16 protein-coding genes are annotated in these 12,242 nt (G+C 66.2%); 11 read left to right on the top strand and 5 right to left on the bottom strand.

The window, feature by feature from the left end; all coding sequences use genetic code 11:
- Positions 1-43 precede the first annotated feature (43 nt).
- The gene (locus tag HBE63_RS19680; RefSeq protein WP_166906245.1) at positions 44-694 is read left to right on the top strand and encodes a TetR/AcrR family transcriptional regulator; all 651 of its coding nucleotides are present in this window, start codon (positions 44-46) and stop codon (positions 692-694) included.
- Between the two features lie 294 nt (positions 695-988).
- Complete coding sequence (locus HBE63_RS19675; RefSeq protein ID WP_166906244.1) at positions 989-1,603, top strand: TetR/AcrR family transcriptional regulator; 615 nt, start codon at positions 989-991, stop codon at positions 1,601-1,603.
- A gap of 2 nt (positions 1,604-1,605) precedes the next feature.
- Here the strand turns inward: HBE63_RS19675 and HBE63_RS19670 are convergent, their stop codons facing one another.
- The gene (locus HBE63_RS19670; RefSeq protein WP_166906243.1) at positions 1,606-2,406 is read right to left on the bottom strand and encodes an enoyl-CoA hydratase/isomerase family protein; all 801 of its coding nucleotides are present in this window, start codon (positions 2,404-2,406) and stop codon (positions 1,606-1,608) included.
- Between the two features lie 167 nt (positions 2,407-2,573).
- On the opposite strand from HBE63_RS19670, the gene HBE63_RS19665 reads away from it, so the two are divergent.
- From HBE63_RS19665 to HBE63_RS19655, 3 genes are all read left to right on the top strand, one after another.
- Positions 2,574-3,311 (top strand): SDR family NAD(P)-dependent oxidoreductase, encoded by a 738-nt coding sequence (locus tag HBE63_RS19665; protein ID WP_166906242.1) that lies wholly within the window; start codon positions 2,574-2,576, stop codon positions 3,309-3,311.
- Positions 3,312-3,510: 199 nt separating this feature from the next.
- On the top strand, positions 3,511-3,726 hold the full coding sequence (locus tag HBE63_RS19660) for a hypothetical protein (RefSeq protein WP_243858169.1): 216 nt from the start codon (positions 3,511-3,513) through the stop codon (positions 3,724-3,726).
- Positions 3,723-4,277: a hypothetical protein gene (locus HBE63_RS19655; RefSeq protein WP_166906240.1), complete on the top strand. Its 555-nt coding sequence runs from the start codon at positions 3,723-3,725 to the stop codon at positions 4,275-4,277. The genes HBE63_RS19660 and HBE63_RS19655 overlap by 4 nt, the downstream gene beginning before the upstream one ends.
- A 13-nt stretch (positions 4,278-4,290) precedes the next feature.
- Here the strand turns inward: HBE63_RS19655 and HBE63_RS19650 are convergent, their stop codons facing one another.
- Positions 4,291-5,748, bottom strand: a complete 1,458-nt coding sequence (locus tag HBE63_RS19650; protein ID WP_166906239.1) for an aldehyde dehydrogenase — start codon at positions 5,746-5,748, stop codon at positions 4,291-4,293.
- 145 nt (positions 5,749-5,893) lie between these two features.
- On the opposite strand from HBE63_RS19650, the gene HBE63_RS19645 reads away from it, so the two are divergent.
- From HBE63_RS19645 to HBE63_RS19630, 4 genes are read left to right on the top strand one after another with little or no spacing between them, the layout of a single operon-like run.
- Positions 5,894-6,301, top strand: a complete 408-nt coding sequence (locus HBE63_RS19645; protein WP_166906238.1) for a molybdopterin-binding protein — start codon at positions 5,894-5,896, stop codon at positions 6,299-6,301.
- The gene (modA, locus tag HBE63_RS19640; protein WP_166906237.1) at positions 6,298-7,080 is read left to right on the top strand and encodes a molybdate ABC transporter substrate-binding protein; all 783 of its coding nucleotides are present in this window, start codon (positions 6,298-6,300) and stop codon (positions 7,078-7,080) included. The genes HBE63_RS19645 and modA overlap by 4 nt, the downstream gene beginning before the upstream one ends.
- Positions 7,081-7,113: 33 nt before the next feature.
- The gene (locus HBE63_RS19635) at positions 7,114-8,112 is read left to right on the top strand and encodes a GNAT family N-acetyltransferase (RefSeq protein ID WP_166906236.1); all 999 of its coding nucleotides are present in this window, start codon (positions 7,114-7,116) and stop codon (positions 8,110-8,112) included.
- Positions 8,109-8,945 (top strand): shikimate 5-dehydrogenase, encoded by an 837-nt coding sequence (locus HBE63_RS19630; protein ID WP_166906235.1) that lies wholly within the window; start codon positions 8,109-8,111, stop codon positions 8,943-8,945. Before HBE63_RS19635 ends, HBE63_RS19630 begins: the two co-directional genes overlap by 4 nt.
- On the opposite strand, the gene HBE63_RS19625 is transcribed toward HBE63_RS19630, so the two are convergent.
- Complete coding sequence (locus HBE63_RS19625; RefSeq protein WP_166906234.1) at positions 8,935-9,633, bottom strand: LpqN/LpqT family lipoprotein; 699 nt, start codon at positions 9,631-9,633, stop codon at positions 8,935-8,937. The genes HBE63_RS19630 and HBE63_RS19625 overlap by 11 nt on opposite strands.
- A gap of 149 nt (positions 9,634-9,782) precedes the next feature.
- Positions 9,783-10,034: a hypothetical protein gene (locus tag HBE63_RS19620; protein WP_243858167.1), complete on the bottom strand. Its 252-nt coding sequence runs from the start codon at positions 10,032-10,034 to the stop codon at positions 9,783-9,785.
- Positions 10,035-10,204: 170 nt separating this feature from the next.
- On the opposite strand from HBE63_RS19620, the gene HBE63_RS19615 reads away from it, so the two are divergent.
- Positions 10,205-10,900 carry a DUF5642 family protein gene (locus HBE63_RS19615; RefSeq protein WP_166906233.1) on the top strand — a complete coding sequence of 232 codons (696 nt, stop codon included), beginning with the start codon at positions 10,205-10,207 and terminating at the stop codon, positions 10,898-10,900.
- A gap of 47 nt (positions 10,901-10,947) precedes the next feature.
- Positions 10,948-11,622 (top strand): DUF5642 family protein, encoded by a 675-nt coding sequence (locus tag HBE63_RS19610; protein WP_166906232.1) that lies wholly within the window; start codon positions 10,948-10,950, stop codon positions 11,620-11,622.
- Between the two features lie 15 nt (positions 11,623-11,637).
- Here the strand turns inward: HBE63_RS19610 and HBE63_RS19605 are convergent, their stop codons facing one another.
- Positions 11,638-12,234 (bottom strand): alpha-ketoglutarate-dependent dioxygenase AlkB, encoded by a 597-nt coding sequence (locus HBE63_RS19605; protein ID WP_166906231.1) that lies wholly within the window; start codon positions 12,232-12,234, stop codon positions 11,638-11,640.
- Between the last annotated feature and the right edge of the window lie 8 nt (positions 12,235-12,242).

Genomic DNA, 12,242 nt, shown 5'->3' with positions numbered 1-12,242 from the left:
CCATTCTGGTACGAAACCGTGCCAGAATGACGAGGTGGTGTCAATGACCAATCGCGCCTACGGCGGCCAATCCGCGGATGCTCGGCGCCGGCAACGGCGCGAGCGTCTGCTGGATGCGGCGATGGACGCGATGGCGCGCAACCAGTGGCGGGGTGCGACGGTCGAGAAACTCTGCGCCGCCGCCAATCTCAACAAGCGGTACTTCTACGAGAGCTTCACCGATCTTGACGTTCTGGCGGCCGCCGTCGTTGACACCATCGCCGACGGCGTACGCGACGCGACCGTAGCGGCAGCCGATGCGGCCGCGGACGACCCGCTGGAGGTCCAGGCCTTGGCGAGCGTGGGTGCCGCGGTACGCGTACTGGTCGACGATCCGCGTCGCGCACGCATCCTTCTCGGAGGTGTCACGGGGTCGCCCGAACTGGATGTGCACCGCACCACGGTCATGCACCGGCTGACCGACGTGCTCATCGACCACGGGCGCACCGTGCACGGCGTCGAGTTGGAGCGAGACCCGCTGGCCAAGGTCGCACCGGCGTTCATCGTCGGCGGGACAGCCGATGCCATCCTGGAGTTCGTCAACGGAGGTGTCGACCTATCCCTCGACGATTTCATCGCGCAGCTCGCGACACTCTGGCTGATCACCGGCAACGGGGCAGCGCAGGTGGCCCGCGCGAGGATTTCTCCAACCTAGTGCTCACCTGCGGTGCCGGCCACGGACACTGTGTCGAACGTGTCGCTCATCAACGCAAGATCGTGAATCTGCCTTGAAATCCTGCACGTTCGGCACAGTGCGCCAATGGCGATTCTCGCTCAAGGGTGGGTGACGAGATACGTTGCGTTGTCCAGGCCGGCGGTGAGTTCCTCGACGTCGAAGGGCCGGTATGACGATGGCGTGGCGTGAGTGGCGGTAACGGGACGGTCAGACGGTGCTCCGATTATCCGTCCGCCTGGTCGGATAATCGACCGCGGCCATTAGGATGAGCGCGTGGAGGATCAGCCCGCGGGCTCCAGTCGCGTGGCGCGCCGTCGTGACCGGCGCAAGGCCGAGATCGTCAAGACGGCCACCCGAATCCTCACCGAATCCGGCTATCAGGGCATGAGCCTGGAAGAAGTCGCCGAGCAGACCGACATCGCCAAGGCCACGCTCTACCACTACTTTTCATCCAAGGATGCCCTGGTTGCCGCCGCGCTCGAGACTCTCACCGAGGAAGTGCTGCAGCGGCTCGCGGCCCGCGAAGAGGCTCTCGGGAAGGTCGGTGCCCGCGAGCACCTGGCGGCACTGATCGATGAACAGATCCGCATCCTCACCGAGACCGCACCCGAGGTGGCCGCGGTGTTCTCCTGGCCGCGGGGCTGGCCGGAGGTCTTCGAGGAGCCGATGAAAGACATGCGGCGCCGCCACGACGCGGTGTTCCGCCGGGTGGTGGAACGTGGTGTGGCCGACGGTGAATTCACTTGTCCCGACGTCAATGTCGCATTGCAGTGCCTGCACGGCGTCCTGAATCAATCCTCTGTGTGGATCGGACCGGGCTTGCACGACGACGATCGCGGTGAACTGCGTGCCGCGATCGTCGACCGTGCTCTGTGCCTGTTCTGCTGACGTCAGGGCTGCGCCGACGGGAACTGTGGCGCGCGCTTCTCACGCAGGGCGGTGTAACCCTCCACCACGTCCGGACCGAGGAAAGTCAGCATCTCGTAGGCCGCGGACTGGTCGAAGATCGGGCCCGCGTTGCGCAGCCAGTTGTTGAGCGCACGCTTGGTGAGCCGGATCGCCTGTTGGGCTCCGGTGGCCAGGTTGTCGGCGATCCGCAGCGCCTCGTCCAGAACCTCCTCGCGTGGAAGGGCTTTGGCGACCATCCCGATCCGCTCGGCCTCGATGCCGCCGATCATCTCGCCGGTCATCAGGTAGTACTTCGCCTTCGCGGTCCCGGCCAGAAGCGGCCAGACGATGGCGGCATGGTCACCCGCGGCCACCCCGAGTTTGACGTGTCCGTCGCCGATCCGGGCGTCCTCGGCGATGATCGCGACGTCGGCGAGCAACGCGGCCACTGCGCCGGCCCCGACCGCGACACCGTTGATCGCCGACACGATCGGCTTGTCGCAGTTGATCATGTTGTAGACCAGATCGCCCATCTCGGTGAGCATGTGTGACACCCGGTCGTAGTCACCGGCCATCCGCTCCACCATGGCCAGATCGCCGCCCGCGCTGAAGGCCTTGCCGGCCCCGGTGATCACCGCGACCCTGGTCTGCGGATCAGCGGCCACGTCCTTCCAGATGTTGGCCAGCTCGGTGTGCATGCCCTCGTCGGCGGCGTTGTATTTCTCGGGCCGGTTCAGCGTGATGAGTAGGACGCCATTGTCCCGGCGGGTCAGTGCCAGCTGTTGGTAAGCGGAGAAATCCATGGGGACGGTCCCTTCTGTCTGCGTGCACGCCAGGCGGGCACCTGTTCAACCGAAGCTACGGTTTTTCGACCAGATGAGTCAATTATCGACTGCATGGTTGATTTACCGTGTCGCGCGGCCGATAGTGGCCGTAGCGTCCACATCACCGCAGATCGGGAGGTCAGATAGTGCGATTCGACAACAAAGTCGCCGTTGTCACGGGTGCAGCCTCGGGGATCGGTCGGGCCATCGCGGTCGCGCTGGCAGACGCCGGCGCCACTGTGGCCGCCGTCGACCGCGATGAAGCGGGCCTGGCGCAGACGGTGCACACCTGTGCCGACGCCACCGCGCACGTGGTCGATCTGGCCGACCCGAAGGCGGTGAGCACACTGCGCGACGACGTCGTGGCCGCGCACGGACTGCCCGATGTCATCGTCAATGCTGCGGGCTTCGACCGCGTCGAGCCCTTCATGTCGAACGACGACGCCCTCTGGCAGTCGTTGGTCGCGGTGAACTTTCTCGGACCCGTCCGGCTCACCCACGCCTTCCTCGAAACGATCCTCGCGGAGGGGCACACGGCAAAGATCGTCAACATAGCCAGCGATGCAGGCCGGGTGGGCAGTCTGGGGGAGACGGTCTACGCCGGTACCAAGGGCGGGCTGATCGCTTTCACCAAGTCGCTGGCGCGCGAGATGGCCCGCCATCAGATCAACGTCAACTGTGTTTGCCCTGGACCGACCGACACCTCGCTGTTCCATTCGCTTCCGGACAAGGTTCGCGACGGCCTGATCAGAGCCATCCCGTTCCGCCGGGTGGCCAAACCTGAGGAGGTCGCCAAGGCTGTGCTCTTTTTCGCCTCCGACGATGCCAGCTTCATTACTGGCCAAGTCCTCAGTGTCAGTGGAGGCTTGACCATGGCCGGTTGATGGCCAGCTGGTGACCGGCAGGGGGCGGACCCGCCCTTGGTCGACGCCAGTTTGCAATGGCATACTTGCTCAGCCCCTAGGCTCAACCCAGCCAATTCGGTTAGCCTCGGGGAGCAGATTGGCCAGTTGGGGGATTGCTATGGCAAACGATCTGAGAGTGGACCCGGGGGCGCTTCGTGCGGGGGCCACTAGCAGCGAGATGATCGCTGCCGAATTGGCGGTGGCCGCTGCCCGTCCGGATGCCGGGGGCTACCCCAGCAGTACCGGTGTCGTCGCGATGGATGGTGCGGTGAGCACTGCGCGCACCGGCCAGTCGAGTCGTGTGAGCCTGCAGGCGGGGGACCTGTCTGCAGCCGCGCTGCGATACGACGCGGTCGATGAGCAACACGCCGGAGGCCTGGCGGAGTTGATGTGAATGATCCGTCCGCCACCGGCCCATCTGGTGCAGCCCTGACTCGATCTCAGCTGGAGGGTTGGGACACAACGTATCTGGCGGATGCGGCAGCCCGCTGGCGGCAGTTCGCCGCCGAGTCGGAAGCACTGTTCGAGTGGCACCGGCAGAACGTGTTCGCGCCCGGTGGCGCCGAGTGGTCTGGGGAAGCCAGTGAAGCCGCGGGAGAGCGGGTCAGCGCGGACGCTGTCGTGGTCCGCAGGCAGGGCGACATTCAGCGCGAGGCCTCCGAGATCGCCGAGAACGGCTGCCGGGACATCCGCCTGGCTGTGGGGCAGGTGCTCGACGCCATCACCGCCGCCGAAGACGACGGTTTCCAGGTGGCCGAGGATCTGAAGGTCCGCGACACCCGGCGCATCGACGTCACGACCATGGCCACGCGCTACACGGCGTCGCGGGAGCACGCCGAGGACATCCGGTGGTACTGCGAGCGGCTCATGCAAGCCGAGATCTACCTGGGGCAGCGGCTCGAGGGCAAGGCCCTCGAGCTCGCGGCCGTCCAGTTCTCGGTGTGATCGGGTTCGCCCGCTACAGCTGCGCCCAGATTGTCTTGGTCTTGAGGTAGCCGTCAATGCCCTCGTAGCCGAATTCCTTGCCGACGCCGGACTGTTTGTAGCCGCCGAACGGCACGTTGTGGTCAAACGTCAGCTGACAGTTCAGTCCCACCATGCCGGCCTGCAGGCGCTTGCCCAAGCTGTGCGCACGGGCCAGGTTGGTGGTCCACACGGTGGCGGCCAGGCCGTAGGGGGTGTCGTTGGCCATCGCGATGGCTTGGTCGTCATCGTCGAACGGCAGGATCGTGACGACCGGGCCGAAGATCTCTTCTTTGTACAGGCGGCTGGTGGCCGGGTCGACGTTGGTGAGCACTGTCGGCTTGACGAAGTAGCCCTTGCGGTCGAGTCGATAACCGCCAGAAACGATCTCGACGCCGTCGCGCTTGCCCTGGTCGATGTAGCCCAGCACGCGGTCGAGCTGCTTCTGGCTGACCAGTGGGCTGATCATGGCGCCCTCGTCCTTGGGGCCGCCAAGCACCAGGTTCTCGCCGATCATCGAGATGCCTTCGACAACGCGCTCATACACGCTGCGCTGCACGAAGATTCGTGATCCGCACACGCAGCCCTGCCCGGAGTGTACGAAGATGCCCATCGAGGCCATCATGATCGCCATGTCCAGGTCGGCGTCCTCGTAGATCAGCACCGGGGACTTACCGCCCAGCTCCAGGGTCACCTTCTTCAAGTTGTCCGCCGAGTCCCGCATGATCTGCTTGCCGACCTCGGTCGAGCCGGTGAACGCGACCTTCTCCACGTCGGGGTGGGCGGTGATCGCGGCACCCGCGGTGGCGCCGTAGCCGATCACGAAGTTGGCCACGCCGTCGGGCACACCGGCCTCACCGATCAGCCTCTCCAGTAACACCGCAGACAACGGGGTCTCCTCGGCCGGCTTGACGACGCTGGAGCAGCCGGCGGCCAGGGCCGGCGCGATCTTGGCGCAGGCGTTGAACAGCGGTCCGTTCCACGGATAGATCAGGCCCACCACGCCGTACGGCTCTTTGGTGGTGTACGCGTGCAGATTGGAGTAATTGCTGTTGACGCCGCCCTCCATCTGTACCTGGTAGCTGCTGCCGTTGAGCTTGGTACACCAGCCCGCGTAGTAGCGGAAGAACTCGGCGCACGTGGAGACGATCATCTCGGCCTGCATCGGCGGCATTCCGGCGTCGAGCGACTCCAGCTCGGTGAATTCCTTGGCGTGCTCGTCGATCAGATCGCCCAGCTTCCACAGGACCTTGGCGCGCTGGCGGGCCGGAATGTCAGTCCAGACGCCGGATTGGTAGGCGGCCTTCGCGGCGGCGACGGCGTCGTCGACCGCGTCGGGCCCGCAGTCGCGGAACTCGGTGATCTGCTCCTCGGTCGCGGGATCGATGACCGGAATGGCCTCGCCCGTACCGGGCCGGTTGCGGAGGTCATCCAAGATCGTCTGCAGCGCCATATCGTTCCCTTCGTCGTCACAAATGCTGAGCACCTGCTTAGCAGCTGGAACGAGGGCAGGTCAAGACCCGCATGTGCGGGTCAAGTGCGGCAATCTGTCGGCGTTTGCGGTTGTTGGACGCCGGTGGTGTCGATACGCTGTCGCCGTGCCAGACATCCGGGTCCGTGAGGCCGCCGAACTGCTCGGGGTCAGTGACGACACCGTTCGACGCTGGATCGATGACGGATCGCTGCCGGCCCATCTCGACGGGTCCGGCCGCAAGGTGATCGATGGGGCCGCGCTGGCCGCCTTCGCCCGGGCCAATGCCACTGCGGCGCCCAAGGATCCGCTCGGCATCGGAAGCTCGGCGCGCAACCGCTTCACCGGGTTGGTCACCAACGTCATCGTCGACGAGGTGATGGCCCAGGTGGAGATGCAGTGTGGACCGTTCACCGTGGTGTCGCTGATGAGCAGCCAGTCGGTGCGTGAACTCGGTCTGGCTCCCGGCAGCGTCGCCGTCGCCGTGGTCAAGGCCACGACCGTGATCGTGGAAACCCCGAAAGGAATGTCATGACCCGAGCCCGGATATTCGCCCTGGCGTTGACCGCGGTGGCAGCGACGGCCCTGATCGGTGGTTGCAGCGCGGACCAGGACGGGGCCTCGCCGTCCACGTCGTCGGCCGGCTCGATCACGGTGTTCGCCGCGGCCTCGCTGAAATCGGCGTTCACCGAGATCGGCGAGCAGTTCAAGACCGACAACCCGGGCGCCTCGGTCGAGTTCTCGTTCGCCGGATCCTCGGACCTGGTCACCCAGCTCACCCAGGGTGCCGGTGCCGACGTGTTCGCCTCCGCCGACACCCGGAACATGGACAAGGCGGTGGCCGCCGACCTTGTCGAGGGTGCCCCCGTCAACTTCGCCACCAATACCCTGACCATCGCCGTCACCCCGGGAAACCCCAAGGGCATCAAGGCTTTCGCCGATCTGGCCAAACCCGGAACCAGTGTCGTGGTGTGCGCGCCGCCGGTGCCGTGCGGCGGCGCCACCGAGAAGGTCGAGAAGGCCACCGGGGTCACACTGTCCCCGGTGAGCGAGGAAACCTCGGTCACCGACGTGCTCGGCAAGGTGACCAGCGGGCAGGCCGACGCCGGCCTGGTCTACGTCACCGACGCCGCCGGAGCCGGGGACAAGGTGGCCAGTGTGTCGTTCCCCGAGGCTGCCCAGGCCGTCAACACCTACCCGATCGCCGTCCTCAAACAATCCAAGCAGGCCGACCTGGCGCACCGTTTCGTCGACGTGGTCAATGGTGAGGCCGGCCAAAAGGCGCTCGCCAAGGCTGGATTCGCCAAGCCCTGACCGTGCCCGCGGGGGCGCCGTAGCCTTGGGAGCGTGGCCGATCTGACCGAGATCAGTGCCGACGACCTGGCGGCGCTGGAATTCTTCGCCGGATGCCGGCCGTCTGTACTGGCGCCGTTGGCCGTCCTGCTGCGGCCGCTGTCGGTCGCACGGGGCCAGGTGCTGATCCGGCAGGGTGATCCGGCCCGGACGTTCATGCTGATCGCCTCCGGCCGCACCCAGGTGGTCCATGACGGGCCCGACGGCCAGGTCGTCGCCGATCTGGAGCCGGGTCTGATCATCGGTGAGATCGCGCTGCTGCGCGATGCGTCGCGCACGGCCACGGTGACGGCTCTCGAACCGGTCAGGGGTTGGGTGGGTGACCGCGACGCGTTCGAGGTCATCCTGCACTTGCCGGGGATGTTCGACCGCTTGGTCCGCATCGCCCGCCAACGGCTGGCGGGGTTCGTCACGCCCATCCCGGTGCAGGTGCGCGCCGGGGACTGGTTCTATCTGCGGCCGGTGCTGCCCGGCGACGTCGAGCGCACCATGAACGGGCCGGTCGAGTTCTCCAGTGAAACCCTCTACCGACGTTTTCAATCCGTGCGTAAGCCGACGAAGGCACTGTTGGAGTACCTGTTCGAGGTCGACTACGCCGATCATTTCGTCTGGGTGATGACCGAGGGGGCGTTGGGGCCCGTCGTCGCCGACGCCCGCGTGGTCCGCGAGGGCCATGATGCGACGACAGCCGAGGTGGCATTCACCGTCGGCGACGACTATCAGGGCCGCGGCATCGGAACCTTTCTGCTGGATGCCCTGGTGGTGTCCGCGGATTATCTTGGGATTCAACGTTTTACCGCACGGGTGTTGAGCGACAACTACGCGATGCGGCGTATCCTGGACCGGCTCGGTGCGGTATGGGAGCGTGAGGATCTGGGTGTGGTGCTCACTGACGTCCCGGTGCCGGCAGTCGACACGCTCAGTCTGGAACCTGAACTGGCGGCGAAGATCAAGGACGCGACCCGGCAGGTGATCCGGGCGGTGAGCCAGTGAGGCCGCCGTTGAGCAAAGACACGACCGTGTGCATCTCACTGGCGGCACGGCCCAGCAACATCGGCACCCGGTTCCACAACTATCTCTACGACGAACTCGGCTTGGACTTCCTCTACAAGGCTTTCACCACAACCGATATCGCGGCGGCGATCGGTGGCGTGCGGGCCTTGGGCATTCGAGGTTGTTCGGTGTCGATGCCGTTCAAGAAGTCCGTCATGGACCTCGTCGACGAGGTCGAACCGTCAGCCCTGGCCATCGATGCGGTCAACACGATCGTCAACGACCTGTCGGTGCCGGGCGGTCGCCTGGTCGCCTCCAACACCGATTACCTGGCGGTGCAACAGCTCGTCGAGCGGTTGAACCCGGCCGACGCGGTGCTGATCCGGGGCAGCGGTGGCATGGCCAAAGCGGTCGGTGCAGCGTTGCGGGACAAAGGGTTTCGCAGCGGCACGGTCGTTGCCCGCAACACTGACGCCGGAACAGCATTGGCCGAGGCGCTCGGCTACCGTTATGCGTCCGAGGTCGGCGCACTGACGGCACCCATCCTGGTCAACGTCACCCCGATCGGAATGGCGGACGGGCCCGATGAGCATCGCAGTGCATTCGAACCGGCCACCATCGCGGCAGCGGGCGCTGTTGTCGACGTCGTGGCGATGCCGGCCGAAACTCCGTTGGTCATCGCGTCGCGGTCGGCGGGCGTGCCGGTGATCACCGGGGCCGAGGTGATCGCGCTCCAGGCCGCCGAACAGTTCGAGCGTTACACGGGAGTGCGGCCGACGCCGCAGCAGGTGGCCGCGGCGTCGGCGTTCTCCCGGCAGGTGTCTACGGCGTGATGACCGTCTGGTCGTCGATCGCCGAGGTGGCATCCATCAGCGGACCCATCTGATCCTCGGTGCCATCGGCGTTGAACTGCAACACAAACAGCCCGTCGGACCCGGGGATCACCACGGTCTTCTGGGCGATCAGCCGCGTGGCGCCGTCCTTCACGTAGGTGCCACCGATCTGATACGCATCGAATCCGCTGAGCTGCCCCGCTGACCCGTCGCCCTGGTTCTGGTAGCCCGGCAGGTTCCTGATCTCGTTCGGTGCGTACTCCAAAATCTTGGCCGGGTCGACGTCGCCGGTCAGCTTGGACATCAGCGCGATGATCGACGGCGGATCTGCCGTGAACGCCGGATCGGTGGATACCATTGCGGCCCAGGACCATTCGGGAGCTGACGCCGTCGCGTCTTCCCAGCCTTCGGGAATCGGCAGGTCCAATGTGGGTGTGCCCGGATCACCCCGGTGCACCGGGGCTTCGGTGATGTGGTTGTCGCGGATGTAGTCCACGATCGTGTACTGGCGCCCGGCCGTGGGCGTGGGCGTGCCAGTGTCGGCGGCCTTGGTCGGTTCGCTGCTGGCGCTGGTTCCGGTCTCCTCGGTGGCGGTACCGGATATCGTCTTGTCGCCGCAGCCGGCCAGTGTGACCCCGAGTGCGACGGCAGCGATGGCGATTCCGCCGGCCCTCATTGAGGTGGTCATCGGTCTCCAATCGGTTGGACGCCCCCGGCGAGGCGCAACTGATTTGCACGATAAACGCTTTCCTGGGCAATAGCTGCCAGAAGGCGCAGTCCTGGGACGCCATCTTTTGCACAGTGAAATGTCCGGTGACGCTGCCGGCCGAGTCGGGCTCAGCAATTCGCGGACAGATACACCGTCTGCCGCAGAATCTGCGCAGGCCGTACCGATGCGACGGTGCAGCGATCGAGTGCAGCCGTACCGGCCCGGTAGATGATGACATCGAAGCCCTGGCGTTCCAGTTCATCGGCAGTGTCCTGCGCAGATCCGACCCCTGACGGTGCGGCCAGGGTCGGGGCGGGAAAACCCAAGGCCAGGGCCGACAGCGCGCCGCCGGCCAGCACAGCTCCCGTTAGTCCGTGCACCTGTCCTGCCCCTCGTCGTCGTGGACGTTCTGTTGCTGCCAACCAGCCCGGGCACGATTTAATTCCGCTGTATCGCAACACTTGTCGTGTTTCCACCCATCAAAAACAAGTTGACAACGAGCGCTGCGACCGTCCTCGACAGCAAACCCGGGCTGTGGTATCAACACGCCGTGCGCCTTTTCGCCGTCGCGACGGTTCTCCTGGTGTGCACCCTGGCTTGCGGGGTCGCATGCGGGTCGCGGCCGGCGCCGGAACCGACGCCGACATCGTCAGGGGCGCAGACCACCGGCAGCGCGGCCACGGTGAACCCGGCCCGCATCGACCGGGTGCGCCAGGACCTGCCGCCCGGCTACGAGGTGGAGGCCATCGACCCGCGTGCGACCCCGGTGTCGCTGTGGGGATTCGGACCGGACTGGACGGCCGACCCGGCGCATTGCGCAGCGGCGGCCGCCCCCGAATCCGAACCGGGGCGGGGTTGGTCGGCGTCGGGGCCGGGCGGCATCGTGTACGCGGCGGTCGTGAAGGTGAACGCGGAGGCGGGCGCGCCCGAGCCCGGCCCCGACGGGTCGTGCGAACAGTGGCGGGTGTCGGGTGGGCACTCCACCGGGATCGTGACGCCGGCCGCGGCTCCGCTGATCGAGGGCGCGGTGACCGCGGGGATGTCCACCGCCGTCACCACAGTCGTCGAAGGCGGCACCGAAACCAGATCTCACGCCGACACATTCACCGCCGATCTGCATTCTGAGGGCGCCGACTACCACTTGTTCATCACCGTCGTCACGGATCCGGGCTCACCCAATCCCGCGCTCGACCCCGCGTTCACCTCCGATCTCCTGGTGAAATCGGTTTCGGCGTTACGCGGCTGAGTCGGTCGCCCCAGGTATGTTGTCGAGCCCAGGTATGTTGTCGAGCGATGGAGAACCGCAACGTATTACTCGCCGCCGCCGGCGTCCTTGCCTGCGCCACCGGATTGGTCGCCTGCGGTCAATCGGACCAGTCGACGTCCGCCAACGCGGACATCGCCAACATCGCCAAGGTGCGCTCCAGCTTCGGGCCGGAGTTCAAGGTCACCGACGTCGCCCCGGCCGGGATCGACCCGAAAAAGCTGGCGCCGCACAAAATGCCGCCGGGAGTGAAGGTCGAACCTGCCGATTGTGCGAAGTTCGCCGAGGGACAATCTCTCCCGGAGGGGCTGAAAGGCAACGTGGCGGCCACCACGGCCGAAGGCGCGGGTAACCGGTTCATCGTGATGGCGCTGGAAACCTCTGAGCCGGTCCCGTTGAACGATCCCGGCGATGCGTGCAAGCAGGTCAAGTTCCTCGGTCCCGGGATCCGCGGGCAGGTGGATGTGGTCGAGGCGCCGCAGATCGACGGGGCACGCACGACGGGGACGCACCGCATCGTGCAAACCGCGACGGGCGGCCAGGCTCGCACCGGCGAGTTGTACAACTACGTCGCCAGTTTTGACACGTTCACGGTGATCGTCACGGCCAACCCGCTGGTGGTGCCGGACAAGCCGGTGTCGCCGGTGGACGACAAGCGGGCCCGCGACCTGCTCACCAGTGCGGTCGCCGCGGTACGGGGCTAGTTCCGCGGCCGGACCTCAACGCACGTCGTGTGGGCGGAACTGAATGCTGATGCGCGGCCCGACCAGGCTGGTGGTCTTCGGTATCGAATGCTCCCAGGTGCGTTGACACGTCCCGCCCATCACCAGCAGGTCGCCGTGGCGGTGCTGTAGCCGTAGCGCGTGACCGCCGCCGCGGGGGCGTAACGCGAAAACCCTTGTCGCACCGAGCCCGATGATAGCCACCATGGTGTCCTCGCTGCGGCTGCGGCCGATGGTGTCGCCGTGCCAGGCGACGCTGTCATTGCCGTCGCGGTACAGGCACAGGCCCGCGGTGGTGAACGGTTCACCGAGCTCGCCGCCGAAGGTGTCGTTGAGCCTGCGACGGATCTGCTTGAGCCGGGGGTGTGGAACGGGTTCGTTGAGGAGGTGGTGGAAGCTGACCAGCCGCGGCACCGCCACCACGCGGTCATACATCTCGCGTTCCTCGGACCGCCAGGGGATCCCGTCCATCAACTCCTCGAACAGCGAATCGGCGTCGGGCAACCAGCCCGAGCGCAATTCCACCCAGGCGCCGTTGCCGAGTCGACGACGTTCAGCGTGCTCGAACAGTGAGCCTTGCAACGCCAGCTCCATGCGCGCGA

This window comes from Mycobacterium sp. DL440 (assembly GCF_011745145.1).
GTDB lineage: Bacteria > Actinomycetota > Actinomycetes > Mycobacteriales > Mycobacteriaceae > Mycobacterium.
The sequence above is the reverse complement of the archived record's forward strand: the minus strand, read 5'-3'. Positions and strand labels throughout refer to the sequence as shown.